At 72.6% G+C, this 25,713-nt stretch carries 28 protein-coding genes; 14 read left to right on the plus strand and 14 right to left on the minus strand.

The window, feature by feature from the left end; genetic code table 11:
- Positions 1-164 precede the first annotated feature (164 nt).
- The 3 genes from ACQ614_RS06565 (at position 165) to ACQ614_RS06575 (ending at position 4,152) form a co-directional block, all read left to right on the plus strand.
- Positions 165-1,370: a glycerophosphodiester phosphodiesterase gene (locus tag ACQ614_RS06565; protein WP_431677358.1), complete on the plus strand. Its 1,206-nt coding sequence runs from the start codon at positions 165-167 to the stop codon at positions 1,368-1,370.
- Between the two features lie 206 nt (positions 1,371-1,576).
- Positions 1,577-2,602: a sphingomyelin phosphodiesterase gene (gene sph / locus ACQ614_RS06570; RefSeq protein WP_431677360.1), complete on the plus strand. Its 1,026-nt coding sequence runs from the start codon at positions 1,577-1,579 to the stop codon at positions 2,600-2,602.
- A gap of 146 nt (positions 2,603-2,748) precedes the next feature.
- Positions 2,749-4,152 (plus strand): NADP-dependent succinic semialdehyde dehydrogenase, encoded by a 1,404-nt coding sequence (locus tag ACQ614_RS06575; RefSeq protein ID WP_431677362.1) that lies wholly within the window; start codon positions 2,749-2,751, stop codon positions 4,150-4,152.
- A gap of 76 nt (positions 4,153-4,228) precedes the next feature.
- Here the strand turns inward: ACQ614_RS06575 and ACQ614_RS06580 are convergent, their stop codons facing one another.
- Positions 4,229-4,570 carry a hypothetical protein gene (locus ACQ614_RS06580; RefSeq protein WP_431677364.1) on the minus strand — a complete coding sequence of 114 codons (342 nt, stop codon included), beginning with the start codon at positions 4,568-4,570 and terminating at the stop codon, positions 4,229-4,231.
- 114 nt (positions 4,571-4,684) lie between these two features.
- Here ACQ614_RS06580 and ligD point away from each other — a divergent pair, with 114 nt between their 5' ends.
- From ligD to ACQ614_RS06600, 4 genes are all read left to right on the plus strand, one after another.
- Positions 4,685-5,626: a non-homologous end-joining DNA ligase gene (gene ligD / locus ACQ614_RS06585; protein WP_431677365.1), complete on the plus strand. Its 942-nt coding sequence runs from the start codon at positions 4,685-4,687 to the stop codon at positions 5,624-5,626.
- An 85-nt stretch (positions 5,627-5,711) separates the two neighbouring features.
- Positions 5,712-6,455: an SOS response-associated peptidase gene (locus tag ACQ614_RS06590; protein ID WP_431677367.1), complete on the plus strand. Its 744-nt coding sequence runs from the start codon at positions 5,712-5,714 to the stop codon at positions 6,453-6,455.
- A 155-nt stretch (positions 6,456-6,610) separates the two neighbouring features.
- Positions 6,611-7,441, plus strand: a complete 831-nt coding sequence (locus ACQ614_RS06595) for a ZIP family metal transporter (protein WP_363491940.1) — start codon at positions 6,611-6,613, stop codon at positions 7,439-7,441.
- A gap of 265 nt (positions 7,442-7,706) precedes the next feature.
- Positions 7,707-9,875 carry a M4 family metallopeptidase gene (locus ACQ614_RS06600; protein WP_431677370.1) on the plus strand — a complete coding sequence of 723 codons (2,169 nt, stop codon included), beginning with the start codon at positions 7,707-7,709 and terminating at the stop codon, positions 9,873-9,875.
- A 359-nt stretch (positions 9,876-10,234) separates the two neighbouring features.
- On the opposite strand, the gene ACQ614_RS06605 is transcribed toward ACQ614_RS06600, so the two are convergent.
- The 4 genes from ACQ614_RS06605 to ACQ614_RS06620 form a co-directional block, all read right to left on the minus strand.
- Entirely contained in the window at positions 10,235-10,474 is a 240-nt protein-coding gene (locus ACQ614_RS06605) for a hypothetical protein (RefSeq protein ID WP_431677372.1), read from the minus strand.
- Positions 10,475-10,541: 67 nt separating this feature from the next.
- A complete protein-coding gene (locus ACQ614_RS06610) occupies positions 10,542-11,867 on the minus strand; it encodes a diaminopimelate decarboxylase (protein WP_431677373.1) in 1,326 nt (441 codons plus the stop codon).
- Positions 11,868-12,157: 290 nt separating this feature from the next.
- A complete protein-coding gene (locus ACQ614_RS06615) occupies positions 12,158-13,792 on the minus strand; it encodes a PucR family transcriptional regulator (protein WP_431677375.1) in 1,635 nt (544 codons plus the stop codon).
- Positions 13,793-13,914: 122 nt separating this feature from the next.
- On the minus strand, positions 13,915-14,427 hold the full coding sequence (locus ACQ614_RS06620; RefSeq protein ID WP_431677377.1) for a hypothetical protein: 513 nt from the start codon (positions 14,425-14,427) through the stop codon (positions 13,915-13,917).
- A gap of 294 nt (positions 14,428-14,721) precedes the next feature.
- Between ACQ614_RS06620 and ACQ614_RS06625 the strand changes: the two genes are divergently transcribed.
- Complete coding sequence (locus ACQ614_RS06625) at positions 14,722-15,459, plus strand: alpha/beta hydrolase (protein WP_431677378.1); 738 nt, start codon at positions 14,722-14,724, stop codon at positions 15,457-15,459.
- Between the two features lie 223 nt (positions 15,460-15,682).
- On the opposite strand, the gene ACQ614_RS06630 is transcribed toward ACQ614_RS06625, so the two are convergent.
- Genes ACQ614_RS06630 through ACQ614_RS06640 form a run of 3 tightly spaced genes read right to left on the minus strand, consistent with a single transcriptional unit; the run spans position 15,683 to position 17,804 of the window.
- Positions 15,683-16,165 carry a hypothetical protein gene (locus tag ACQ614_RS06630; protein WP_431677380.1) on the minus strand — a complete coding sequence of 161 codons (483 nt, stop codon included), beginning with the start codon at positions 16,163-16,165 and terminating at the stop codon, positions 15,683-15,685.
- An 8-nt stretch (positions 16,166-16,173) separates the two neighbouring features.
- On the minus strand, positions 16,174-17,559 hold the full coding sequence (locus ACQ614_RS06635; RefSeq protein ID WP_431677382.1) for an NAD(P)-binding domain-containing protein: 1,386 nt from the start codon (positions 17,557-17,559) through the stop codon (positions 16,174-16,176).
- Positions 17,560-17,609: 50 nt separating this feature from the next.
- Positions 17,610-17,804, minus strand: coding sequence for a hypothetical protein (locus ACQ614_RS06640; RefSeq protein ID WP_431677383.1), 195 nt, complete (start codon positions 17,802-17,804; stop codon positions 17,610-17,612).
- A gap of 317 nt (positions 17,805-18,121) precedes the next feature.
- Between ACQ614_RS06640 and ACQ614_RS06645 the strand changes: the two genes are divergently transcribed.
- Genes ACQ614_RS06645 through ACQ614_RS06660 form a run of 4 tightly spaced genes read left to right on the plus strand, consistent with a single transcriptional unit; the run spans position 18,122 to position 19,902 of the window.
- Complete coding sequence (locus ACQ614_RS06645) at positions 18,122-18,610, plus strand: hypothetical protein (protein WP_431677384.1); 489 nt, start codon at positions 18,122-18,124, stop codon at positions 18,608-18,610.
- A gap of 24 nt (positions 18,611-18,634) precedes the next feature.
- Complete coding sequence (locus ACQ614_RS06650; RefSeq protein ID WP_431677385.1) at positions 18,635-19,003, plus strand: ArsR/SmtB family transcription factor; 369 nt, start codon at positions 18,635-18,637, stop codon at positions 19,001-19,003.
- A gap of 52 nt (positions 19,004-19,055) precedes the next feature.
- The gene (locus ACQ614_RS06655) at positions 19,056-19,412 is read left to right on the plus strand and encodes an ArsR/SmtB family transcription factor (protein WP_431677386.1); all 357 of its coding nucleotides are present in this window, start codon (positions 19,056-19,058) and stop codon (positions 19,410-19,412) included.
- A gap of 16 nt (positions 19,413-19,428) precedes the next feature.
- Positions 19,429-19,902, plus strand: a complete 474-nt coding sequence (locus ACQ614_RS06660) for an N-acetyltransferase family protein (protein WP_431683837.1) — start codon at positions 19,429-19,431, stop codon at positions 19,900-19,902.
- A gap of 33 nt (positions 19,903-19,935) precedes the next feature.
- Here the strand turns inward: ACQ614_RS06660 and ACQ614_RS06665 are convergent, their stop codons facing one another.
- Both ACQ614_RS06665 and ACQ614_RS06670 read right to left on the minus strand, forming a co-directional pair.
- The gene (locus tag ACQ614_RS06665; RefSeq protein ID WP_431683838.1) at positions 19,936-20,475 is read right to left on the minus strand and encodes a DinB family protein; all 540 of its coding nucleotides are present in this window, start codon (positions 20,473-20,475) and stop codon (positions 19,936-19,938) included.
- A 232-nt stretch (positions 20,476-20,707) separates the two neighbouring features.
- Positions 20,708-21,370, minus strand: coding sequence for a class I SAM-dependent methyltransferase (locus tag ACQ614_RS06670; RefSeq protein ID WP_431677387.1), 663 nt, complete (start codon positions 21,368-21,370; stop codon positions 20,708-20,710).
- A gap of 229 nt (positions 21,371-21,599) precedes the next feature.
- On the opposite strand from ACQ614_RS06670, the gene ACQ614_RS06675 reads away from it, so the two are divergent.
- Positions 21,600-22,040 (plus strand): DUF5990 family protein, encoded by a 441-nt coding sequence (locus tag ACQ614_RS06675; RefSeq protein WP_431677389.1) that lies wholly within the window; start codon positions 21,600-21,602, stop codon positions 22,038-22,040.
- 50 nt (positions 22,041-22,090) lie between these two features.
- Here ACQ614_RS06675 and ACQ614_RS06680 read toward each other — a convergent pair whose 3' ends face one another.
- The 3 genes from ACQ614_RS06680 to ACQ614_RS06690 form a co-directional block, all read right to left on the minus strand.
- Positions 22,091-23,170 carry an ArsO family NAD(P)H-dependent flavin-containing monooxygenase gene (locus ACQ614_RS06680; protein WP_431677390.1) on the minus strand — a complete coding sequence of 360 codons (1,080 nt, stop codon included), beginning with the start codon at positions 23,168-23,170 and terminating at the stop codon, positions 22,091-22,093.
- The gene (locus ACQ614_RS06685; protein WP_431677392.1) at positions 23,167-23,919 is read right to left on the minus strand and encodes an aquaporin; all 753 of its coding nucleotides are present in this window, start codon (positions 23,917-23,919) and stop codon (positions 23,167-23,169) included. The genes ACQ614_RS06680 and ACQ614_RS06685 overlap by 4 nt, the downstream gene beginning before the upstream one ends.
- A 92-nt stretch (positions 23,920-24,011) precedes the next feature.
- Positions 24,012-24,317: an ArsR/SmtB family transcription factor gene (locus tag ACQ614_RS06690; RefSeq protein ID WP_431677394.1), complete on the minus strand. Its 306-nt coding sequence runs from the start codon at positions 24,315-24,317 to the stop codon at positions 24,012-24,014.
- 103 nt (positions 24,318-24,420) lie between these two features.
- Between ACQ614_RS06690 and ACQ614_RS06695 the strand changes: the two genes are divergently transcribed.
- A complete protein-coding gene (locus ACQ614_RS06695) occupies positions 24,421-24,843 on the plus strand; it encodes an arsenate reductase ArsC (RefSeq protein ID WP_431677396.1) in 423 nt (140 codons plus the stop codon).
- A gap of 293 nt (positions 24,844-25,136) precedes the next feature.
- On the opposite strand, the gene ACQ614_RS06700 is transcribed toward ACQ614_RS06695, so the two are convergent.
- Positions 25,137-25,712 carry an NADPH-dependent FMN reductase gene (locus tag ACQ614_RS06700; RefSeq protein WP_431677398.1) on the minus strand — a complete coding sequence of 192 codons (576 nt, stop codon included), beginning with the start codon at positions 25,710-25,712 and terminating at the stop codon, positions 25,137-25,139.
- Position 25,713 lies beyond the last annotated feature (1 nt).

Genomic DNA, 25,713 nt, shown 5'->3' on the forward strand with positions numbered 1-25,713 from the left:
GCCGCCCGCAGGGTGGCCCGAATTCGACGAGCACGCCCGAACCGGGCCCGGCCAAGGGCGTTGGGCGGCGGTTGGGCGGTGGTTCGTCCGCGGTTCACCGTGCGGTGCGCGGCTGCGCCCTAGGGTGCCGTGGCAGAGACCGGACCCTTTGGCAGGGAGGCCAGATGACGCAGCGTCCGATCGGTGAAGGTTCCTCGCGCCGCACGTTCCTCCGCGCAACCGGCGCAGCCGGCCTCGGCGCGACCGCGCTGGGTACGGCGGCCACGGCAGCACCCGCGTACGCCGCCGACGAGCAGCGGGCGGCCGGGACGCGGCCGCCCGTCCGCACCGGCACCGCCATGGACCGCCTGCCGCACCCGCTGGTGGTCGCCCACCGCGGCGCCAGCGGCTACCGCCCCGAGCACACCCTGGGCAGCTACGAGCTGGCGCTGGAGCTCGGCGCCGACGTCATCGAGCAGGATCTCGTCCCGACCAGGGACGGCCATCTGGTGGTCCGCCACGAGAACAACATCGCCGAGACCACGGACGTCGCCGACCACCCCGAGTTCGCCGCCCGCCGGACGACGAAGACGGTCGACGGCACGCCGCTGACCGGCTGGTTCACCGAGGACTTCACCCTCGCCGAGCTGCGCACCCTGCGCGCGAAGGAGCGTCTGCCGCAGCAGCGCCAGCGCAACACGCCCTACGACGGCCGCTGGCCGGTGCCGACCTTCCGCGAGGTGGTGGAGTTCGCCGAGAAGCGCTCCCGCAGCCTGGGCCGCCCGGTCTGGCTGTACGTGGAGACCAAGCACCCCAGCTACTTCCGGTCGATCGGACTGCCGCTGGAGGAGCGGCTGGCGGACGAGCTGCGCCGCTGCGGTCTGGCCGGGCGGAACGGCCGGGCGATCCTGCAGTCCTTCGAGCCGAGCAGTCTGCAGCGGCTGGCGAAGCTGGTCGGCAACCCGCGGGTGCAGCTGCTGAGCGGGCCGACCACGCAGCCGTACGACTTCGTGCTGGCCGGGGACCGGCGGACGGTCGCGGACCTGGTGACGCCGGCGGGTCTGCGCTGGCTGGCCTCGTTCGCGCAGGGCATCGGCCCGACCACCCAGCTGATCGCGCCGGTGGACGCGGCGGGCAGGCTCCTGCCGCCCACCACGCTGGTCGCGGACGCGCACGCGGCCGGCCTGGTGCTGCACCCGTGGACGGTGCGCAACGAGAACTCCTTCCTCCCCGTGGACTTCCGCCGCGGCACCGACCCGAACGCGTACGGCGATGCGATCGGCTGGGCCCGCCGCCTGTACGACCTGGGCGTGGACGGCTTCTTCACCGACAACACGGACACCTCGGTGCTCGCCCGCGGCGACTTCTGGACGGCCCGCGGGGTGAACTGACGAGCGGTCGGCCCTCCTGCGGCCGGGTCGGGCGCCCCGCCCCGCCCCGCCCCGGCCGCAGGCCATCCGACTACCGATCGGTAGCACTGTTTCGGACGAGTTCATCGGATGCTCGCCCGATGTCTTGCATGCCGTGCGGGCGCCGAAGTTGGATGCACAACATCCCGCAACTCGACGGGTTCACGACACACCCTCACGGAGCTTCGATGCCCCTGTCGTCCGTCCGCCGCGCCCCCGGAACGGCCGCCGCAGCCTGCGCAGCGGCCGCCCTGCTCGGCACCCTCGCCGCCACCCCTGCGGCGGCCGCCGGAAGCGCCGCGGCAATCACCGGCGCCGCGGCCGAGAGCGCCCCGCTGACCGCGCCCGCGCTCGACGTCCTCTCGTACAACGTGTTCCTGATGAGCAAGTCGCTCTACCCGAACTGGGGCCAGGACCACCGCGCCCAGGCGATCGCCTCGGCGGACTTCTTCCAGGGCCACGACGTGGTGGTCCTCCAGGAGGCCTTCGACAACGCCGCCTCCGACGCGCTCACCGCCCGGGCCTCGGCCGCGTACCCGTACCACACGCCGGTGGTCGGCCGCTCGACGAGCGGCTGGGACGCCACCTCGGGCAGCTACAGCTCCACCACCCCCGAGGACGGCGGGGTGACGCTGCTCAGCAAGTGGCCGATCCTGCGCAAGGAGCAGTACGTCTTCAAGGACGCCTGCGGCGCCGACTGGTGGTCCAACAAGGGCTTCGTCTACGCCGTGCTGAACGTCAACGGCCTGCGCACCCACGTGATCGGCACCCACCTGCAGTCCACCGACTCGGGCTGCTCCAGCGGCGAGCCCGCGGCCGTCCGGGCCGAGCAGCTCATCGCCATGCGCGCCTTCCTGGACGCCAAGCAGATCCCGGCCGCCGAGCCCGTCGTGGTCGCCGGCGACCTCAACGTCGACTCGCACGGCTCCGAGTACCAGGCGCTGCTGGACAACGGGAACCTCGCGCCGGCCTCCGCCCGCACCGGATGGCCGTACTCCTTCGACACCGCCGACAACTCGATCGCCGCCTACCGCTACCCGGGCGAGCCCAAGGAGGACCTGGACTACGTGCTGTACCGGGCCGACCACGCCCGGCCGCAGCAGTACACCAACCAGGTCGTGCGTTTCCACAGTGTGCCGTGGACGGTCACCAGCTGGGGTAGGAGCTACACGTACACCGACCTCTCCGACCACTACCCGCTCGCCGCGCACTGACCTGCCGCACGGTGAGTGTGCCGCGGCGGCACCGCCCGCACTCCGGGCAGCCGCCGCGGCAAGCGCCCCACCCCGATCGGGGGGGAGGGTTGATCCGACCGGGGCCCGACCGGCACCCGCGTGCCCGAACCGAGGAGTGAAAAGCCATGGCCATCGCCACCGTCAACCCGGCCACCGGGGAGACCGTCGAGACCTTCACCCCGTACGACGCCGCCGCCCTCGAGCAGCGGCTCGGCCTGGCCACGGCGGCCTTCGCCTCCTGGCGGACGACCGGTTTCGACGAGCGGGCCGCCCTGCTGCGGCGGGCGGCCGACCTGCTGGACGCCGAGCGCGACGACCTCGCCCGCACCATGACCGTGGAGATGGGCAAGCCGGTCGCCGCGGCCCGCGCCGAGGTCGCCAAGTGCGCCAAGGCGATGCGCTGGTACGCCGACCGCGCGCCGGAACTGCTCGCCGACGAGCACCCGGCTGAGGCGGACGTGGCGGACTCGGGCGCCGGCTCGGTGCACGTCCGCTACCGGCCGATCGGCGTGGTGCTCGCCGTGATGCCGTGGAACTTCCCGCTCTGGCAGGTGGTGCGGTTCGCCGCCCCGGCCCTGATGGCGGGCAACGTCGGCCTGCTCAAGCACGCCTCGAACGTGCCGCGGACCGCCCTGGCGCTGGAGCGGGTGCTGCTGGAGGCGGGCTTCCCGCAGGGCTGTTTCCAGACCCTGCTGATCGAGTCCTCCGCCGTCGAGGGCGTCGTCCGCGACCCGCGGGTCGCGGCCGTCACCCTGACCGGCAGCGAGGGCGCAGGCCGCTCGGTCGGCTCGATCGCCGGCGACGAGGTGAAGAAGTCGGTGCTGGAACTCGGCGGCAGCGACCCGTTCCTGGTGATGCCCTCCGCCGACCTGGCCGCCGCCGTCCAGTGGGCGGTCACCGCCCGCACCCAGAACAACGGGCAGTCCTGCATCGCCGCCAAGCGCTTCATCGTGCACGCCGAGGTGTACGACGCCTTCACCACCGCGTTCACCGACCGGATGCGGACGCTGAAGGTCGGTGACCCGCTCGTCGAGGAGACCGAGATCGGCCCGCTGGCCACCCGCCAGGGCCGGGCCGACCTCGAGGAGCTGGTCGACGACGCGGTCGCCGCCGGCGCGGTCGCCGAGTGCGGCGGCGCCCGCCCGGACGGCCTGCCCGAGGAGCTGGACGGCGGCTGGTACTACCTGCCGACCGTGCTGACCGGCATCACCCCCAAGATGCGCATCCACCACGAGGAGGCCTTCGGCCCGGTCGCCACCGTCTACCGGGTGGACAGCCTGGACGAGGCGATCGAGCTGGCCAACGACACGCCGTTCGGCCTGAGCTCCAACGTGTGGACCACCGACGCCGCGGAGCAGGAGCGCTGCGCCCGCGACATCGAGGCCGGCGGGGTGTTCTTCAACGGCATGACCGCCTCGCACCCGGCCTTCCCGTTCGGCGGCGTCAAGCGCTCCGGCTACGGGCGGGAGCTCTCCGGCCACGGCATCCGCGAGTTCTGCAACATCACCACGGTCTGGCGCGCCCGCTGACCCCCGCGGGACGCCGCTGACGGCACACCGCACGCCACGGGGTACGCGGTCCGCGTACCCCGTGGCGCGGCGCCGGTCAGGCCGCCTGGACCCGGCCGACCGGGAGCTGATCGCCGCCGCGGTGGCCCATGTACCAGCCGATCATCGCGAAGAAGGTGATCGCCCAGACCAGCGAGCAGAACGCGGTCATCCAGTTGGAGTCCACCTGCACCTCGACCATCACCAGGCCGACGGTCAGCGAGAGCAGGAACACCACGGCCGAGGTGCTCACCCCCAGGAACATCTCCCGCATCCGGACCGACAGTTTCGGCTTCTGCCGGAAGTGCGGGTGCATCGGGTAGTGCGGTTCCTCCGGCACCGCCGCGGCCCCCGGCCGGACTGTGGGCTGCATGCTGCCGGGCATGGGTTGCTGGTCCATCGGCGTGCTCCTTCCAGCGGCCGCCCCCGGACTCCACTGTCCCACTGGGCCGTCCAAGCGGCAGGACGACCGGAACGGTTTTCGCCCGGCCGACCCCCGGGTACCTGCGAGAACGTGCTGATCCGCCCCATGCTCGCCTCGCCCAGCGAGCGCCGCGTCTTCACCGCCGACTGGCTGCTGGAACGCAAACTGGACGGCGTCCGCGCCGTCGCCGAGCGGGACGGCGCCGCCGTCCGCCTGGTCTCGCGCACCGGCAAACCGATGGCCGGGGGGTACCCGGAACTGGTCGCCGCGCTCGCCGCCCAGCCCGTGCCGCGGTTCACCGTGGACGGCGAGATCGTCGCCTTCGACGACGAGGGCCGCACCAGCTTCGCCCGCCTGCAGCGCCGGATGCAGCTGCGGGACCCGGTGCGGGCCGCCGCGGCCGGCGTCCGGGTCTACTACTTCCTGTTCGACCTGACCGCCCTGATGGGACACGACACCACCGGGCTCCCCCTCCTCCACCGCAAGCAACTGCTGTGCGAATCCCTGGAGTTCACCGACCCGCTGTACTTCACCGAGCACGCCCGGGCGGACGGCCCGGTGCCGCTCGCCGAAGCCTGCGCCCGCGGCTGGGAGGGCCTGATCGCCAAACGCGCCGACAGCCGCTACGTACCGCGCCGCTCCTCGGACTGGCTGAAACTGCCCTGCACCGCCGGCCAGGAACTGGTGATCGGCGGCTTCACCGAACCCTCCGGACAGCGCACCGGCTTCGGGGCACTGCTCGTCGGCCACTACGAGGGCACCGAACTGCGCTACGCGGGCAAGGTCGGCACCGGTTTCGACACCGCCCTGCTGCACCGATTGCGGGCCCGACTGGACGCCCTCGCCCGCCCCGACCCGCCCTTCGCCGACCCGCCCACCACCGAACGCCGGGTGCACTGGGTCCACCCCCGGCTGGTCGCCAAGATCGCCTTCACCGAGTGGACCCGCGACGGCCGCCTGCGCGCCCCGCGCTTCGAAGGCCTGCGCACCGACAAACGCCCCGAGGACGTGGTCCGCGAACGGCCCGCCTAGGGCACACGGGTGCGTGCCGAGGGGCATCCCGGTTGTGTCCGGAGAGTTGCCCGCCCTGCGGCAGCAGCCGTGGCAGGGTGGAGGCATGTGCGGTCGCTTCGTCTCCACCACCACTCCTGCCGACCTCGTCGACCTGCTCGGCGAGCTGAGCTGGGACCCGGCCGAGACCCTCGCCCCGAGCTGGAACGTCGCACCCACCAACCCGGTGCCCGCGGTGCTGGAGCGCGTCGACCGCGAGACCGGCGAGGTCGTGCGGCAGCTGCGCCCGCTGCGCTGGGGCCTGGTCCCTTCCTGGGCGAAGGACCCGTCCGCGGGGGCCCGGATGATCAACGCCAGGTCGGAGACCGTCCACGAGAAGCCGGCCTTCCGCAAGGCCTTCGCCGCGCGCCGCTGCGTGATCCCGGCGGACGGCTACTTCGAGTGGCGGCCGGTCGAGGCCTCCGGCGACCGGAAGGCCTTCAAGCAGCCGTACTACCTCAGCACGGGTTCGGTGATGCTGATGGCCGGCCTGTACGAGTTCTGGCGCGACCGCTCCGTCCCGGACGACGACCCGGCCGCCTGGCTGACCACGACAACCGTCATCACCACCGACGCCACCGACAGCGCAGGCCGCATCCACGACCGGATGCCGCTGGCCATCTCCCTCGAGGACCTCGCCGACTGGCTCGACCCGGGCAACTCCGACCCCACCGACCTGCGGCGACTGCTGCACACCCCGGCCGAGGGCGACCTGGCCGTCCGGGCGGTGTCCACCGCGGTGAACAGCGTCCGGTCGAACGGCCCCGAACTCCTCGACGCGGTGCCGGACCCGCTCGGCCTCACCGCCTGACGGCAGCCCGGCCATCCGCCGGCACACGGCCGGCCCGGCCAAAGATGCGGCCCGGCACCGGGCGGGCCAGGCTTGGGGAGAGAGGCATTAGGTAAGCCTAACCAATCCGGCCGCAGCCCTCCGGCTGCCGCGCTCTCCCGGGAGGGGTGTCCACCATGTCCGGTCCGGAGATCGCCCTGCTCGGCGCCGTCGCGGGTTTCACGATCTTCCTCGGCCTGCCGATCGGCCGGCTGCGCAGCCCCGCGCCGCGGCTGCGGGCCGCGCTGAACGCCACCGCCATCGGCATCCTGCTGTTCCTGTTCTGGGACGTCCTCGCCGAGGCCTGGGAACCGACCGACACCGCCCTGGCCGACCACGACTGGGGGGCCGCCGCGCGGGACGGCGGGGTGCTCGCCGCCGGGCTGGCGGTCGGCCTGGTCGGGCTCGTCCGCTACGACCGCTGGGTGGCCCGCCGCAGCGCACCCGCCCCGCCGCTCTCGCACGGCCCGGGCGCCGCCGCGGCCACCGAACTCGCCACCGGGCAGCGCTCGCACGCGGCGAGCCTCGCGCTGATGATCGCCGTCGGCATCGGCCTGCACAACCTCGCCGAGGGCCTGGCCATCGGCAGTTCGGCCGCGGCGGGCGACATCTCGCTCGCCGTCCTGCTGGTCATCGGATTCGGCCTGCACAACGCCACCGAGGGCTTCGGCATCGTCGCCCCGCTGGCGGCCGACGGCGAGCGTCCTTCCTGGGGCTTCCTGGCCCTGCTCGGCCTGATCGGCGGCGGCCCCACCTTCGTCGGCACGCTGATCGGGCAACAGGTGACCAACGAGACCGTCAGCGTGGCGTTCCTGGGGCTGGCCGCCGGCTCGATCCTCTACGTGGTGATCGAGCTGCTGGCCGTCGCCCGGCGGGCGGCCATGAAGGAACTGACCACCTGGATGATCCTCGTCGGCCTGCTCCTCGGCTTCGCCACCGACGGCGTCCTGGTCGCCGCGGGCGTCTGAGCGCACCCCTTCCGCCCCGTCCCGGCACGCCCCGGGACGGGGCCTCACCTCGCCTTCCCCGGCGGTGATATGGATCACAGGGGGGGCCGGGCGGGCGACGGGGACGAACTTTCGCCCACCGAGAACTCCCAGGCAGGAGGGCCTGTTCACAGGGAACCTTCAGTTCCGCGGCCGCCGGCATCAACAGTCAACTTGAAGTCTGTTAATTTTTACAGAATTGCCATGCGTTGACTGGTATTCATATGAACCAGCACGCTTCGGCGCCATGAAGAGACCCCTTCTGAGCGGCTCGCTCACCCTCGCGGTCAGCAGCCTCGTGATCGCCGGCGCGGGCGCCCCCGCCTCGGCCGCTCCCGGCCCCCAGCCCAAGGCCTCCCACAGCCAGGCCGTGCAGGACGCCACCGCACAGGTCACCGCCCACCCGGACGCGGTGAAGGCCGGCGCCCACGACGGGTTCCGCGCCACCAACGTCCAGGTCGACGCGGACGGCACCCGCCACGTCCACTTCGACCGCACCTACCAGGGCCTCCCCGTCCGCGGCGGCGACGTCGTCGTCCACTCCGCCCCGGACGGCCGGATCGACTCCGCCGACCTGACCCTGGCCGCCCCGATCTCGCTCTCGGTGACCCCCTCCGTCACCGATCAGCAGGCGATCGCCAAGGCCGCCAAGCTCTTCCGCGGCACCCGCAGCAGCAGCACCGCCACCCTGAAGGTGGACGTGACCGGTGCGACCCCCCGCCTGGTCTGGGAGGTCACGGTCAACGGCACCGCACCGGACCAGTCCCCCAGCCACTTCCACGTCCTGGTGGACGCCAAGACCGGTGCCACGGGCGAGAGCTGGGACAGCTTCTCGGCGTTCCTGCCCGAGGGTGTGCAGCAGAAGAAGACCAAGGCGGCCCCCACCGCCCCGGTCGCTCCCGCCGCCCTCGCCGCCGTCGCCGCGACCGGTACCGGCAAGGGGTACCAGGTCGGCAACGTGAGCGTCAGCACCACCCAGAACTCCGCCACCAGCTACACCCTCAAGGACTCCGCCCGCGGCAACGGCGAGACCCGCGACGCGCAGAACCAGACCGCCACCAACGACTCCCCGCCGGCCGGCTGGGGCGTCGCCTTCAACGACGCCGACAACACCTGGGGCGACAACACCCTGTCCGACCGCGCCACGGTCGCCGTCGACGCCCACTACGGCATCCAGGCCACCTGGGACTTCTACAAGAACGTCCTCGGCCGCACCGGCATCAAGAACGACGGCGTCGGCGCCCGTTCCTTCGTCCACTACGGCACCAACTACGGCAACGCCGGCTGGGACGACGCCAGCTTCGCGATGATCTACGGCGACGGCGCCGTGGGCTCCAAGCCGTTCACCGAGATCGACGTCGCCGGCCACGAGATGAGCCACGGTGTCACCGCCGCCACCGCCGGACTCGTCTACAGCGGCGACGCGGGCGGCCTCAACGAGGCCACCTCCGACATCATGGGCACGATGGTCGAGTTCAACGCCAACAGCCCGGCGGACGCGCCCGACTACCTCATCGGCGAGAAGATCGACATCAACGGCAACGGCACGCCGCTGCGCTGGATGGACGACCCGAGCAAGGACGGCAAGTCGGTCAAGTGCTGGACCACCAGCACCAAGAACCTGAACCCGCACTACTCCTCCGGTGTCGGCAACCACTTCTTCTACCTGCTCGCCGCCGGCTCCGGCCAGTCCCAGTGGGGCAACAGCCCGACCTGCGACGGCTCTTCGGTCACCGGCATCGGCAACGACGCGTCCACCAAGATCTGGTACCGCGCCCTGTCGGTCTACATGACCTCCAACACCGACTACCCGGGTGCCCGCACCGCCACGATCAAGGCCGCCAAGGACCTGTACGGCGCCGGCAGCACCCAGTGCGCGGCCGTGGAGAAGGCGTGGGGCGCGGTCTCCGTCGCCCCGACCGCCACCACCTGCGGCGGCACCACCCCGCCCCCGTCGGGCACCAACCTGCTGCTCAACCCGGGCTTCGAGTCCGGCACCGCCTCGTGGACGTCGTCCACCGGCGTGATCACGACCGACGCCGGCCAGACGCCGCGCAACGGCTCGTACTACGCCTGGCTGGACGGCTACGGCACCGCGCACACCGACACGCTCTCCCAGTCGGTCAGCATCCCGGCCACGGCCACCGCGCCGAAGCTCACCTTCTGGAACAAGATCACCACCGCCGAGACCGGCACCACGGCGTACGACACCCTCAAGGTCCAGGTCGTCAACGGCACCACCACGACCACCCTGGCCACCTACTCGAACGCCGACGCCGCCTCCGGCTACGTCCTGCGGACGCTCGACCTGTCGGCGTTCAAGGGCAAGACCGTCACGATCAAGTTCACCGGTACCGAGGACTCCTCCCTCCAGACCAGCTTCCTGATCGACGACACCTCGGTGACCGCCGGCTGACCCCGGCCCCCGACCGGTGGACCCGGGCGGTCGACCCACGACGTCCCGCCCGGGTCCATCGCACGAACGACCCCCGGCCCGCCGGGCGCACACGCTGCGCCCGACGGGCCGGGACTGTTTTGGAGGCAGGGTGCCGGGCCGGGACCAGGGAAGTCCGGGCCGGTACGGGTCGACCGGCAGCGGGCAGCCGGTAACTCCTTGTGCGCACGGCCACTTCGGATTCCCGGCTCGCACACGGCCACCGGGCCGCCGCCGCGGTCGGCCACGCTCAGTGGAACAAACCGCGGTGAACGCCTGTCCGACGTTCATACGGGACCCTCCCCGTGGCGTACAGCGACGGGCGGGTCGAACGGCGCGGGCTACGGCCGGGCCCGGCGGGGCCCGCGGAGGGTGGCGGGCTGCCACTGCATGAGTCCCACCGCGACGCCGCCCGCACCCGCGAGCAGCTCCAGCACGGTGGCGGTGGGGACGCCGGCCACCGCGAGGGCGGAGGCGAGGATCAGGACCGCGACCACGACGATCTGGTCGGCGGGCCGGAACCTGCGGCCGGGCGGTGTCGGGACGGACGGCGGTACGGGGCGGCGGCGCGAGCGGGTCATGACGGTCCTCGGGGTCGGCGACGCGGGGTCGGTGGGCGGGTGGCGGCGGAGCGGGTGGCCTCGCGGTTCACCCGCCGGTCCTGGCCAGGAGGTCCTCGACGGTCTGCGCCCGGCGCAGCAGGCTGAACCGCACGGTGCCGTCGGCCGCCACGGTGGCGCCGTGGACGGCCGGTTCGAGGAGGCTGTTGTAGCCGAACGGGGTGGACGTGTAGTAGGCGCCGGTGTCCAGCAGGGCGACGATGTCGCCGGGTTCCAGCAGCGGCAGCGGGCGGGCCTCGGCGACCAGGTCGCCGGCGAAGCAGGCGGGGCCGGCGATGTCCTGCACGACCGGCCCGCCGTGCTTCTCGGTGCCGGTGGCGTCGTGTGCGCTGATCCGCAGCGGCCAGGAGTCCGGGGCGAAGACCGTCCGGGTGGCGACCTGGACGCCGGCGAAGGTGAGGGCGATCGGCCGTCCGCCGGAGTTCTTGGTGTATTCGACGTACGCGGCCGTGAAGCCGGCCTTGGCCAGCACCGAGCGGCCGAATTCGGTGACCAGTCGGAACTCGCCGGAGAACAGGGCGGGCGCGTGGGTGCGGAGGCGTGCCACGTAGGCGTCGTAGCCGGGGCTGACGAGGTCGCTGTCGAAGTTGACGGGCAGTCCGCCGCCGATGTCGAGGCCCACCACCTGGCGCCGGCCGAGCTCGCTGTTGACCTTCTCCGCGAAGCCGGCGGCCGCCGCGACGCCCTCGGCCATCAGGTCGAGCGGGCAGCCCTGGCTGCCGACGTGGCAGTGCAGCCAGGTGAGCCAGGGCCGGTCGCGGAAGGCGGCGACGAGCCGCTCGGCGTTGCCCTCGTCGGCCAGGGTGATCCCGAACTTCGAGTGTGCGGTGGCGGTGCTCATGGCGCCGATGGAGCCGCCGCCGACCTGGGGGTTGACCCGGACGCCGATCCTGGAGCGGACCTCGTCCGGCGCCCGGTCGGCCAGGATCTCGTCGATCCGGGCGAGTTCCTGCCAGTTGTCGATGTTGATCGCGACGCCGAGGTCCAGGGCCCTGCACAGTTCGCTGCGGGTCTTCGCCGGGGAGTCGTAGACGATCCGCTCCGGCTCGAATCCGGCGGCGAGGGCCTGGGCGAACTCTCCGGGGCTGGCGACCTCGCAGCCCATCCCGAGGCCGCGCAGCCGCTCCAGCACCGGGACCAGGCAGTTGGCCTTCGCCGCGAAGGTGTGCAGCACCTCGCCCGGCCCCCGGAAGGCGCGGTGCAGCGAATCGACGGTGGCCGCCACGGCGTCGAGGTCGACGAACCCTGCGAGCTGCGCGTGCTCGGGGTCGAGGAGCCCTTCGCGGACGGCCGCGCGGAGGATGAGCTCGCGCCGCTCGGGGCTCTGAAGGGTGGTCGGCTGGGGTCCGGTCATGGCGTCACGCTCCGCTGGGTCGTCCGGCTGCACGGCCGTGGACTGCTGCGTCGACCGTGTGTGACCAGGCTGCCCGTCAGGAGCCGGCTGCGTCTTCGTCCCGCCGTCCGGGTTTGCGGGGGCGGGTCCGCGCCGGCGGCCGGCGCCGGGAGCCCGCGGCCGCCTGTTGGTGCGGTGCGACGACGCGGGGCCGGCGGGGCCGTGCCGTGCGTCGGCCGGCCGTACCTGCCGGCCCGCCGTCGTGCGGGGCGACGACCGCCGTGCACGTTTTTCGTGCGGGGCGGCGAAGTTCAGTCCGCGTCGCCGGTCCGGCGGCTCAGCAGGCGGAGTTGGAGCTGGGCCAGCAGCCGGGCGTCGGGGTCGTCCAGGTCGATGCCGCTGGCCTTGACCAGGGTGTGGTCGACGCGGTGCGCGAAGGTGCTCCGGGCGACGCCCAGGGCGTCTGCGGCCCTGGCCTTCTCCCGCGAGTGGTCGAGGTAGGCGCGCAGCGTGTCCATGAGGGCGGTGTCGCCCTTCTCGACCAGCCGGTCCACCGGTGTTGTCACGGGCGGGCGTTCGCCCCTCAGTGCGTCGACGTAGTGCAGCAGCGCCACGGCGTCGGCCACCTCTTCCACACGCGCGCAGTCGAGGGAGGTGGTGCCGAACAGCAGGCCGCCGAGCGCCAGATCGGCCGTCCGGCGGGAGTCCGGTGCCTCGTCCAGACTGCCTTGGACCTCGCCGATTCCGATCCGCACCCGCGCCCGGAGCTCGTTCGACAGGTCCCGGGCCAGCGACCGGCCCAGCCGCGCGATGTGGGCGCGCGCCTGCCCCTCGTCCTTCGCCAGGCCGCCGACCAGCACCAGGACGCCCCGGTCGGAGGGCACGACGACCGGGTGCAGGCCCTGTGCGGAGCAGTGCCGGTACGCCAGTTTGACCAGCCGGTTGCGGCCCGGGTCGCCTGCGCTGCCGGAGGGAAGGCGGACGGAGAGGACCGCGCACGGCTCCGCGAGGGGCAGCCCCGTCCTGGCGGCCAGCAGTTCGGCGGAGCCGCGGCCGTCCAGCAGGGCCCATGCGGCCTCCAGCAGCTGCTGGTCCTGTCCGTCGCGGCGTGCGCGGTCGTGCAGCAGGTGGGCGACGGCCGCGCGGGCGGCCGCGCGGAGGGCCTCGGTGGCGGCGGGCACGGACAACGGCTCCCCGTCCGCGGCCACCCAGATCGAGCCCAGGGGGACTTCGCCGGCCCGGACGGGCACGATCAGGCGTTCGGGGGTCTCCCCGTGGGCCTTGCGGTACAGCACGTCGGTCGACTTCCAGAGCTGGCGGAAGAAGCCGGCCCGGTCCATGTCCAGGAGGCGTCCGGCCGGCGGCCTGCCGCCCAGGATGGTCGCCTGGCGGACCGGGTCCGCGCCGTGGCCGGTGGGCGAGTGGGCGAGGACGTTGGAGTCCAGGTCCTCGATCGTCACCGAGCCGCCGACCTGGATCGCGATCGCCTTGGCCAGCTCGTCCAGGTCGCCCAGCGGCACACCGGCGATGCCCGGCTCCCGCGCCACCGACAGTGCCGCGTGCAGCATCCCGATCGCGGTCGACCAGTCCGTCCACCAGCCGCGGAAGAGCACCGCCGTCCCGGCCTCGGCGGCTGCCTCCCGCAGCGCCTCGGTCCCGGTCTCCGTCCCTCCGGGGCGGAGCACCACTCCGGCCGCGCCGGCGCTCCCGGCCCGGCGCACCAGGGCGACGGCCTCCGGGGAGTGCGGGTCGACGCCGACCGCGACCAGCAGGTCGCCCGGCGACTCCTGCGGCTCCATCGGGTCGAGCACGACCACCCGCCGCACGGCGCCGCCCACCCCGTGCGGCGCGGCGCACAACTCGACGAACCGCTCCCCCACCAGCGCCAGCAGCCCTTTCAGGGTCTGCTTCGGCTCCGGCCCACCCCACTGCTCCGCGTCCGACACGGGCGCCCCTCCCCTTGACACGTGCACTGCCTGACCAGACGTCAATTCACGATCGGGCGTTCACGGTTCGCGCCAGCCCAGCACCGCACCGACCCGCGTCGACCCACTGCGCGAGAGCCCGCTCAGTCGGCAGGCGCCGCGACGGGCATGGGGCTCCGAGCGCTCGCACCACGCAGTTTGAGGGTGACGACGACCATCACGGCGCTGGCGCCCCACCTCAGCACGGCGTCGGCGAGCCCCACGAACAGGCTGAGATGGACACAGCCCGCGAGGGCCACCACCGGTCCCAGGACGAAGGCCCGGACGGCGGCCGGTCCTGCGGGTGCGCGCAGCAGCGGTCCGGCACGCAGGAGTCGACCCGGCTCCCACACCCGCCGGAGCTCTCCGCAGGCGACGGCGGTACCCGCGCTCAGCAGCAGCATGCGCAAGTGGCCGGGGACGGTGGACACGGTGAGCAGACCGATGCCGTTCAGCGCCGTCCCGGCCACCAGGCACAGGAGCAGGACTTCCTTGACGGCCAGGGTGCGGTCGAGCGTGCTGTCGTACCCGCGCCAGACCCGGCCCATTCCCCCGCGGCCGACGGGTACGTCCAGCCGGTACCTGCCACCAATGGTTCGTCCTTCGTCCGAGGCCACGGAGACACTATGTCGCAGCCCCGGGGCGGCAGTTGCGGAAACGAAGCAACACGGGCCCGCTCGGCCCGGGACGCATCCGGCGACTGTGCGAAGGAGGGTCCGGCCACGGAGCCCGCGCAAGAACCCGCTTGGCGGACCACGGCGACCACTGCTACGTTTCCGGGAGCCGTGCGAGAGAACGAGGAGGTGGTACCCGTGAACGCAGTATCGACATGGGTGCTCCCCTCCGGGGTCACGGTCGGGCGATAGGTCGTCCGGGAGCGCCGTCTCTGAGCACTCCCGAAAGGCATGACCGTGCAATTCACTTCCGAACAGCGTCTCGACGACGGTGTCCTCGAGCGCGAGTTCACCCTCGGCGAGATCCCCGGCATCCTGTGGACGCCCGGCCCTGCATCCGCACCGGCGCCGCTGATCCTGATCGGCCACCCTCCGCTCGGATTGCGCAAGATGTATCCCCGGCTGGCGGGGCGGGCCCGGTACTACGCGGCGGAGTACGGCTTCGCCGCGGCCACCATCGAGCTCCCCGGGAGCGGTGACCGGCCCCGTTGGGTCGCCGCCGAGCAGGCCCGCGCCGACCTGCGCCGGGCGATGGAGGCCGGCAAGCCGGTCGGCGACGAGATCGTCGACGCCCTCATCCTCCCGCTGGTCGAGAAGGCGGTCCCGGAATGGCAGGCCGCCCTGGACGCCCTCCTGTCGCTGCCCGAGATCGGCGGCCCGGTCGGGTACGAGGGGGGAGTGATCTCCATCGGCGTCCGCCTTGCGGTGGTCGAGCCGCGCATCGTGGCCGCCGGTTTCTTCGCCGGGAGTCTCGTGCCCGCCGCCATGTTCGAGGAGGCCCGCCGGGTCACCATTCCGCTGCATGTCCTGTTGCAGTGGGACGACGAAGGGAACGACCGGCAGGCGGCCCTGGACCTGTTCGACGCCTTCGGCTCCGAGGAGAAGACCCTGCACGCCAACATGGGCGGGCACACCGGCGTCCCGCAGTTCGAGCTCGCCCCTGGGGCCCGGTTCTTCGCCCGGCACCTGAAGTGAGGCCGGGCCGTCAGGCCGTCAGTAGGCGGTAGGCGGTAGGCGGTGGGCGGGTGTCGGCCGGGATGCTGCTCGTCGAGGACGGGTCCAGGCTCTCCTCAGCTCTCTGCAGCGCGGGCCCCTGCCAACTCGGCAGGGGCCCGCGCTGCCCGAACTCGTCTACAGGTGCTGTCGGGTTCTCGTGAACAGAGGCGGGCGCCGCTTCCGTGCTTGCCGTCGCAGTGGCTCAGGGGTTGCGTCGCACGGTCGAGGCCGCGGTGAACAGAGCCGCGGCCGCCGAGGTCGCAGCGAGGACCCCGAACAAGCCGGGACAGCCGCCACCCAGGGACGGAGTGATCGCCGCTGTCGCCCACGGAGCCAGGGCACCGGCGATGGCGGCCGGTGCGCCGAGCTGGGCGGTGAGGTGTCCATAGGCGTTGGTGCCCCAGCGGTCGGTGACGGCGGTGGCGTGGAGCAGGGTGAGGTTGCCGCGGATGGTGCCGACGAGGATCGCGATGCCGACGGGCAGGGCGATGGGGCCCGGCACCAGGGCGAGCAGCAGGGTGGTCATGCCGGTGTCGGCGGTGATGTGCGGGGCGAGCACGGGGAAGGCGTAGTAGAGGATGCCCCGGCCGGTGATCTGGGTGGCGCACAGGGCGGGCAGGGCGGCGCGGGGCCGCGACCGGTCCCCTGTTCCGGTCGCGACCCCGCTGAGGTGAATGGCAGTCACGAGAGGGGTCAGCAACCGCCGCTGGTGGAGCACGACGAGGATTCGGTGGCGGGAGCGCCGAGGGTGATGAGCTGCGGCACGGCCGGGACCGAGCAGCAGCCCCCGCCGCCGTTCTGTGCGACGTTCGGCTCGTCGAAGAGGCCGGCGCCGCCGCAGACCCCGGTCTCGGGGAGGGTGAGTTCGACGCGGGCGGCGGCCTCGTGGTCTCCGGCGAGGGCTGCGGCGACGGAGCGGACCTGCTCGTAGCCGGTCATGGCGAGGAACGTCGGCGCGCGGCCGTAGGACTTCATGCCGACCAGGTAGACGTCGCTCTCGGGGTGGGTGAGCTCGCCTGCACCGTGCGGGTACACGGTGCCGCAGGAGTGCTGGTTGGGGTCGATCAGCGGGGCGAGGGCGGTGGGGGCCTGGAGTCGCTCGTCGAGGCCGAGTCGGACCTCGGAGAGGAAGGACAGATCCGGGCGCAGGCCGGTCAGCACGACGACCTGGTCGACACCTTCGCTGCGGCGGCCGTCCTCGGCGACGAGGACCAGGCGGTCACCGTCGGCCTCGACGGCGGCGGTGCGGAAGCCGGTGAGCGCGGTGGCGTGGCCGTCGTCGACGGCCTTCTTGGCCCGCAGGCCGAGCGCGCCGCGGGCGGGCAGCTGGTCGGCCTCGCCCCCGCCGTACGTGCTGCCGTTGATGCCGCGGCGCAGCACCCAGACGGCGTGCGTACCGGGCTCGGCCTTGGCCAGGTCGGCGAGGTGGGCCAGGGCTGTGAACGCGGAGGCGCCGGTGCCGACGACGGCGGTGCGCCTGCCTGCGAACCGCTCCCGAACCGCCGGGTCTGCAAGGTCGGGGACGCGGTAGGAGATGCGGCCGTCGGCGGCGCGCTCGCCGAGGGCGGGCAGGCCGTTGGCGCCGAGCGGGTTGGGGGTCGACCAGGTGCCGGAGGCGTCGACCACCGCGCGGGCGAGGATGCGCTCCTCACGGCCGTCGGCGTGCTCGACGTGGACGGTGAACGGCTGCTCGTCGCGTCCGGAGTCGACGATGCGGTCGCGGCCGGCGCGGGCGACGCCGGTCACCCGGGTGTTGTAGCGGACGCGGTCGCCGAGGACGTCGGCGAGGGGCTGCAGGTACTGCTCGGCCCAGTCGCCGCCGGAGGGGTAGGCCTTGCCGTCGGGCCGGGTCCAGCCGGCCGGGGCGAGGAGCTTCTCGGCGGCCGGGTCGATCAGCTCCGCCCACGGCGAGAAGAGCCTGACGTGGGCCCACTCGCGGACCGCCGTGCCGGCCGAGGCTCCGGCTTCCAGCACCACGGGTTCGATGCCGCGCTCGATCAGGTGGGCGGCGGCGGCCAGGCCGATCGGTCCGGCGCCGATGACGGCGACGGGCAGGTCCTCGGGGGTGCTCTCGGTCATCTCGGGTCTCCGCGTCGGTAGGAGGGGTGAATGGCTGTGGGAGGGCCGGGTCAGCAGCAGCCGGCGCCGGCGGCGGTGGCCTCGCGCTTGGCGTCCGGGGCGCAGCAGGTTCCGGCGTCGGCGGCGTCCTGGGCGGTGCCGCAGCAGGGGGTGGCGGCCGCGGGCTGCTGGGTGCGGTGCGTCTCTGCCGGGCCGCTGCTGGGGCAGCAGCTGGTGGCGCGGCCGTCGGTGGCGTGCTCGGTCATGGCTGCCTCCAGGGGTCTCTTGTTTCGAAGTCTGTCGATGTCCTGCTGTGCGGCCAGCATGGCACCTGATTCGATGGGCGTCAACATAGGCGTTTGTCGAATCAGGGGGGAACATAGGGACGGTGGACGTCGCGGCGATCGGGGGCGGGCAGTCCGCCTGGCCGACTTCACCGGCACGGCCCTGCACTTCTGCGACTACCGCAGCCCCGAGCCGTTCGCCGGCCGGCAGGTCGTGGTGGCGGGCGCGGGGAACTCCGCGGTGCAGATGGCGACAGAGCCGGCGCCACTCCCCCACCGCGCTCGCCACCCGCTCCCCGGTGCGCTTCGCCCGGCAGCGGCCGTTCGGCCGCGACTTCCACGTGTGGCTCACCGTCTCCGGCCTGGACTCGGCCCCGGTCGGCCGCCTGCTGCGACGTCCGCCGACCGCGCCCGCCTTCGACACGGGCGCCTACCGCGCCGCGCTGGAGGCCCGCGCTCCGGAGCGGCGACCGCCGTTCACGGCCGCGGACGGCGGAACGCTGCTGTGGCCGAACGGGCGGCGCGAGTACGCCGATGCCGCCATCCTCGCCACCGGCTACCGGCCCGCCGTGCCGCACCTGCACGGCCTGGACGCCCCGGGCGGCGACGGCGCACCGCTGCACCGCGGCGGCCTCTCCCGCACCCACCCGCTGCTCGCCCACGTCGGCCTGGAGTGGCGGCGCAGCCTCTCCTCGGCCTCCCTTCGCGGCGTGGGCCGCGATGCCGCGCACATCGCCCGGCATCTCGCCGCCCGACTGGGCCGACAGCAGGCCGCCCTTCCGATGTGATTCGGCAAGTGTCAACATAGATGCATGTCGAATCTTGAGGTGGTCAACCTTCCACTGCTCGAACCGGAGGCCGCAGCGCCCTGCTGCCCGCCGCTGACCTCCGCCCCGCTCTCGGAGGAGGACTCGGTCAGGATGGCGGCGATGTTCAAGGCCCTGTCCGACCCGGTCCGCCTGCGGCTCTTCTCACGCGTGGCCTCCCACGAAGGCGGCGAGGCGTGCGTGTGCGACATCCAGGACGTCGGTGTCTCCCAGCCCACCGTCTCCCACCACCTCAAGAAGCTCCGCGAGGCAGGCCTGCTCACCTCGGAGCGGCGCGGCACCTGGGTCTACTACCGCGTCACCCCGAGCGTGCTCGCCACCATGGCCGGCATGCTCACCGCCGCCACGGGCTGAGCCGACCGCAGGCGTTCCCACAGGGCATTCGATCGACTATCGTCGATTATCGATGAACCAGTCGAACTGCACCAGTACCGTTGTCGATGCCGAGGCCGCCGAGCTGTACGCGTCGTGGTTCAAGGCACTCGCCGACCCCACCCGCATCCAGCTGCTGCACCTGCTCGCGGCCGAAGGCCGACCGATGAGCGTCGGCGAGATCGTCGGACGCTCGCCCGTGGGCCAGTCGACGGTCTCCCACCACCTGAAGGTCCTTGCAGAGGTGCGCTTCGTCCTCCCCGAGAAGCAGGGCACCTCCACCCGCTACCAGGTCAACCGCGCCTGCCTGACGGTCTTTCCGGCCGCCGTCGCGACCATCCTCGGCGAGCCCCGTACCGAGCTGCCCCAAGGGGACGATCGTGGCTGCTGACACCCGGGTCGCGCCAATGACCGACGACCACGCCGACCAGGTCCTGGCGATCTACCAGGCCGGCATCGACGAGGGCAACGCCACCTTCGAGACCGCTGCACCCGCCTGGCAGGCGTTCGACACGGCCAGACTGGCCGAGCACCGCTTCGTGGCCGTCGACCGCACCGACCGCGTCCTGGGCTGGGTCGCGGCGAGCCGGGTCTCCGACCGCTGCGCCTACGCGGGCGTGGTGGAGCACTCGGTGTACGTCCACCCCGACGCCCGCGGCCGTGGTGTCGCCGGTCGGCTGCTGCGGGCGCTGATCGCCTCCACGGAGGAGGCCGGGATCTGGACGATCCAGTCCGGCGTGTTCCCGGAGAACACCGCCAGCCTCGCCGTCCACGCCCGGACCGGCTTCCGGGTGATCGGCACCCGCGAACGCATCGGCCGCCACCACGGAGTCTGGCGGGATGTCCTCCTGATCGAGCGTCGTAGTCCATCGGTCGGCTGACCTCGTCAGGTCCGGCCGCCACGGGTCCGGACGTCAGCCCCGGTCGTCGAGGGTGAGCTGGCGGCGGTGGAAGTCGAAGTGCCGGGTGGGGTAGCGGTAGATGTCCGCGAGGGTCATGTAGTCCTTGAAGAACGGGTCCCAGCGGACGGGGTAGTGCATACCGCGAGCGAGATCGGCGTCCGACTCGCGGTCCAGCCCGCGGTGCAGGGCGGCGATGACGCGGTCGAACTGCGCGCCCATCCGCCGGGGACCGATGACCTTCACCGCCCCGCACGGCCCGGCATAGTTGACGAGGTCGAACGGAACGGTGGCCGCGTCCAGGACCCGCGCGAAGGCCCGGCCGACGCCGCGGGGCGACCGGCCCAGGAGGCGTGCGAGCACGAGCAGGACCCGCGTGACGACGAAGCCGAACAGCATGTGCCACAGCAGCTGCTCGTTCGTCCACCGCGTGCCGCGGGTGAGCCGGGCAAGGTCGTCCGCCCCGGCCGCTGCCAGCAGTCGGTGGAACTCGGCGCATGCCCGATCCAGCTCGTCGTGGACCACCTGCCGATCCAGCGGCCCGCTTCTGGCCATGGTCACCGGTCCTCTCCGTCGACCCGCGCGCATCTGGACGCCCCGGGGTTGCCAGGATGCCCGTCTCACAGACTTCCAGTCGTCCGGCGTCGAGATCGGGGGTATCACTGGCCGGTGATCGATGCGGCAGACGTCCGCCTCGTCACAGACGGCCGGATCGGTGGCGGAGGCGGTGCGCACCGGGGCACAGAGCAGGCGCCGTCGACCGCCCACGCGGGCGGTGCAGTGCCGATCACCGGGGCAGGGTCTGGGTGATGCGCCACAGGCGGCGCGGCAGGTCGCCTTCCTCGAAGGGGTGGACGTCGGTGAGGGTCCAGCCTTCGGCGAGCTCGTCGACCAGGTGGCGGGGGAAGAAGTGGACGGCGAAGCCGCCGTGTTCCCAGATGTCGTCGCCGTGTCCGGCGCCCGCACCGTAGTGGGCGTCGCCGGTGTGGCGGACGGTGTAGACGAAGACGCCGCCCGGCCGCAGGACTCGGCGGACCTCCGCGACCAAGGCATGAATCTCCTTGGTGGACAGCGCCATGCACAGCAGCATGTGTGCGAAGACGGCGCCCACCGAGGCGTCGGCGAGCGGCAGCGGCTCGCGCACATCATGCACCGCGGTGGTGACCTTCTCGGCCAGGCCCTCGGCGGTGGCCTGCGCGCGGAGCTGGTCCAGGCCGACAGGGCTGAAGTCGGCGGCCAGCACGGTGAACCCCGAGCGGGCGAAGAACAGCGCGTCACGGCCGTGGCCGGCACCCAGCTCCAGCACGTCGTCCGCATCTGCGGCCCGGAACACCTCGGCGGCGTGAACCGCCGGGCCCGAAGGCCGGTCGCCGTACATGCCGGGATGGGCTCCGTACGTCTGCTGCCAGTGTTCCTGCTGAGCCTCGGCAAGCTCCCGGCCCTCATGCATCGCAGCTCCTCGTGCTGTTCCGGCCCCAGGGCTGTTGTCAGCCTAGATCGCTCCCGGAGACGACCAACAGCCCGGTACACGCGCCAAGTCGTGGCCGCCGGTCAGGAAGACACCACTCGATCGAAGTGGCTCGGAACCCGCTGCCGATCACGAAACAGGAGAACCCGAACGCCTGCGGCGGGGTCCTGTCGTCCCGACGGCTGACAGACCGCCGAGAAAGACTGTCCCCATGCAGATCCGGATCGAGGCCTTCGACCTACCCGGCCGCACCTGTGCCGCCGGGCCCGACTTCCCCGGTTACACGAACATCCACATCGCCGTTCAACGGCGCGAGGAACTGCTCGATCCGCAGCCCGGCGATGCCTCCGCGGCGACCTGGACATTGGACTGCACCACTTCGAGCACCGACATGAAAGGCCCGTACATCCAGGGCCGGCCCGGTCAGCGGTTCATCTACCTCTCGTGGGGCACCGTCGACGGCACCGGCACGTTCACCGTGTTCCGCCGCGCCAAGCTCATGCTCGATGCCGTCGACCCGGCCGTCCTCACCGCTGCCGCACGTTCGGGGTTGCTGGTCGCCCGCCTGGGTGCAACCGACGCCAAGGGACAGCCGCTGTGTGCGGCCGTCCGCCCACCGCGCGTCGAATGGTCCGTCGGAGCCCAGGTCTGATCCCTTGGGGATTCCGGATCGCCTCCGCACGGTGGCACCCGCGTGAGGGCTCAGCTCAGCCGGTCTCTGATCTCCTGGACTGCGGTGCGGGCGGTGCGGCCGACGCCGATGAGGGTGGCGGAGGCCGGGCCGGTCCAGTCGCCGTAGCCGAGCAGGTGGATGCGCGGGTCCGTCTCCGCGCGGGTGCCGACGGTGGCGATCCGGCCGCGATCACCGGTGCGCAGGCCGAGCGGGGCGAGGTGGGCGAGGACGGGGCGGAAGCCGGTGCACCAGATGACGGCGTCGGCGGGCCAGACGGTGCCGTCCGCCCACTGCGGGCCGTCCGCGGTGAGGGCGTGGAACATGCGGTGGTCGGTGAGCAGACCGGCGTCCCGGGCCCGGCGGACGGGCGGGGTGGCCACGATGTCGCCGAGGTCGGAGATCCGTTCGCCGCCGTGCCGGACGCGGCGGGTGGCGATCTCGAACAGGGCGCGCCCGTCGATGTGGCCGGGGAGGAAGCGGGCCGGTCGGCGGGTGACCCAGCGGACGGCGGCGGCTATGGGGGCACCCCCGGCCGAAGGCTGGGGGACGGTGAGGTCGGCGGCGATCTGGGCGCCGGAGTTGCCGCCGCCCACGACGACCACCCTCCGGCCGGTGAAGTCCTCGGCCCGGTGGTAGTCGCGGGTGTGGAGCTGGCGGCCGGTGAAGGATTCGCGGCCGGGGACGGCCGGGACGAAGGGCCGCCACCAGTTGCCGGTGGCGCTGACGAGGGCGCGGGTGTGCCAGGTGCCGTCGTCGGTACGGGCGATCAGGCCGCCGTCCCCGGAGTTCTCCACGGCGTGGACGTGCACGGGGCGGTGGACGGGCAGCTCGTACCGCTTCTCGTACTCGGTCAGGTACTGCACGACGTGGTCGGCGTCGGGCCAGTCCTTTCCGGTCTGGCCCGGCATCGGGCGGCCGGGCAGTGAAGAGTAGGCGGCCGGGGAGAACAGGTGGAGGCTGTCCCAGTAGTGCTGCCATGCGCCGCCGGGCGACGGGGAGGCGTCGAGGATCGCGAAGTCCAGTCCGGCGCGCCGCAGGTGGTACCCGGCGGCGAGGCCGGCCTGGCCCGCTCCGACGACCAGGACCTGGGCGCGCCGGACGGCGCTCACGAGGCGTCGGCCTTGCGGCCCGCGCGGTGCGCGAAGATCAGCGCCACCAGCGCCAGACCCGCCACCCCGCCGATCAACTGCATGCCGATGAACCCGGGCACCGAGGACGGCGCGATGCCGGCGAAGGTGTCGGTGAACGCCCGGCCGATGGTGACGGCCGGGTTGGCGAACGAGGTGGAGGAGGTGAACCAGTACGCGGCGCCGATGTAGGAGGCGACCGCGACGGGGGCGAACCGCAGCAGGTCGCTCTTGGCCAGGCCGAAGATCAGCAGGACGAGGCCGGCGGTGGCGACGACCTCTCCGAGCAGCAGGTGTCCCGCGGAGCGGTCGTGGGTCGACCACTGCACCAGGGCCTGGCCGAACATCGCGTCGGCGAGGACCGCGCCGGCGATGGCACCGGCGATCTGCGCCGGGATGTAGGCGGCGACCTCCCGCGCTCCGAGGCCCTTGGGGTCGCGGCGTCCGGTCCACCACTCGGCGAGGGTGACGACCGGGTTGAAGTGCGCGCCGGAGACGGGGCCGAGCAGCAGGATCAGCACGCCGAGGCCGAACACGGTGGCCAGGGAGTTGGCCAGCAGCTGCAGGCCGACGTCCTGGGTGAGTGCGGTGGCCTGGATGCCGGAGCCGACCACGACCGCCACCAGGGCGGCGGTGCCGACCAGCTCGGCGGCCACCCGGTTCAGCAGCGGCACCGCGGGCGGCTCGACCGCCAGAGGCTCCTCGGTGCCGTCCGTGTTCGCATGGTTCACGGGGTCAGTCTCGGATCTCGCCTCGTCCATGACGCTCAAGGACACTCCTCGTACAGGGCGGGACAGGCCGCCGGTGGGGGCTGTGGGGGGTTTCAGCAAGAGCGTTTGCGGCCTGCTGCCTCGCGGGCGGTGGCGGCCAGCCCGGCGAACCCCGCCGCGACGGCCTCGAGGGCGTCGGGGCGGAGCATGTAATAGGTGAAACGACCGCACGGCTCGGTGTCGACCAGCCCCGCATCCCGGAGGATCTTGAGGTGGTTCGACAGGTTCGTCTGCCGGGCGCCGGTCTCCTCGACGAGGTGGGTCGTGCACAGCGCCTCCTGGGCGAGCAGCGCGAGGATCTGCATCCTCAGCGGGTCGGCCAGGGCCTTCAACACGTCACTGTCGACTGACATCACCATGGGCTGATACGTTAGCGGCCGTCGGGGGAAATCCCAAGCACACAGCCCCGCCGGGCCCGAGATGCGCCGCGCCCCGGCCGCGGGTCTCGATGAAGGAAGAGCCATGCCCACCACCGCTTCCGCGTCCGTGCTGTTCGTCTGCATCCACAACGCGGGCCGCTCCCAGATGGCGGCCGGTTTCCTGCGCCACCTCGCGGGCGACCGCATCGAGGTCCGCTCGGCCGGCTCCGCGCCGGGCGACCGGATCAACCCGTCGGCGGTCGCCGCGATGGCCGAGCTCGGCATCGACATCTCGGACCAGCAGCCGAAGGTGCTGACCACCGACGCCGTCCAGGCGTCCGACTACGTCATCACCATGGGCTGCGGCGACGCCTGCCCCTACTTCCCCGGCAAGAAGTACCTGGACTGGAAGCTCGACGACCCGGCGGGTCAGGGCGTCGAGGCGGTCCGCCCCATCCGTGACGAGATCAAGCACCTCATCGAGGGCCTGATCGCCGAGATCGACGCCAAGCAGCAGGAGAGCTGACGCCCCACGAGCGATAACACCGACGTGCGCGAGGTCATCGTCATCGGCTCCGGCCCCGCCGGGTACACCGCCGCAGCGCGTCGACCTTGTCGGCAAGGCGGTGGACTGGAGGGTTGACGATCTGACGGTCGGTCAGAAAATCGCAGCCGAGTGCGTCGAGGCTTACGTCGAGCGAGCCGCCTCCCCCTCCGAACGCTGGTCCGCCTGCCCGGGTGGCCACGCGTCACCGTGCGATGCCGCGCGTCTCGTGCCGGCCGCTGTCGGCGCCGCCACCCCGTCGTTCTCCGGTCCGCTCACGCCGCGACGGGTGACGGAACGCGGAGCGGCGCCAGCGCGGTGCTCCAGGCAATGACCTGGTCGAGCATCGCGTTCAGGGCGGGCAGGTTGTAGTCGCCCGGTTTGAACGCGCGGTAGTTCTCGAACTCGGTGATCAGGGACAGCGCGACCTGCTGGCGCACGTCGGCCATCTGGAGCTCGGCGGCGACGAGGCGCAGCTGTTCGACGGCGCGGACGCCGCCCACTCCGCCGTAGGACACGTAGCCGACCGCCTTGTTGTTCCACTCGGCGTAGAGGAAGTCGAGCGCGTTCTTCAGCACGGCGGGAATGCCGTGGTTGTACTCGGGCGTCACGATGACGAACCCGTCGTACGATGCGATCTCGTCCGCCCACTGCCGGGTGTGTTCGTTCTGGTACTGGCCGAGCGACGGCGGCATGGGCTCGTCGAGGTGCGGCAACGGGTGGTCGCGGAGGTCGATGAGTTCGAACTCGGCGTCGGTACGGCGCGATGCGATGTCGAGCACCCACTTGGCGACCTGTTCGCCGTTGCGGTTGGGGCGGGTGCTGCCGAGGATGATGCCGATCTTGAGCATG

The organism is Kitasatospora dryopteridis, from assembly GCF_050749075.1.
Lineage (GTDB): Bacteria > Actinomycetota > Actinomycetes > Streptomycetales > Streptomycetaceae > Kitasatospora.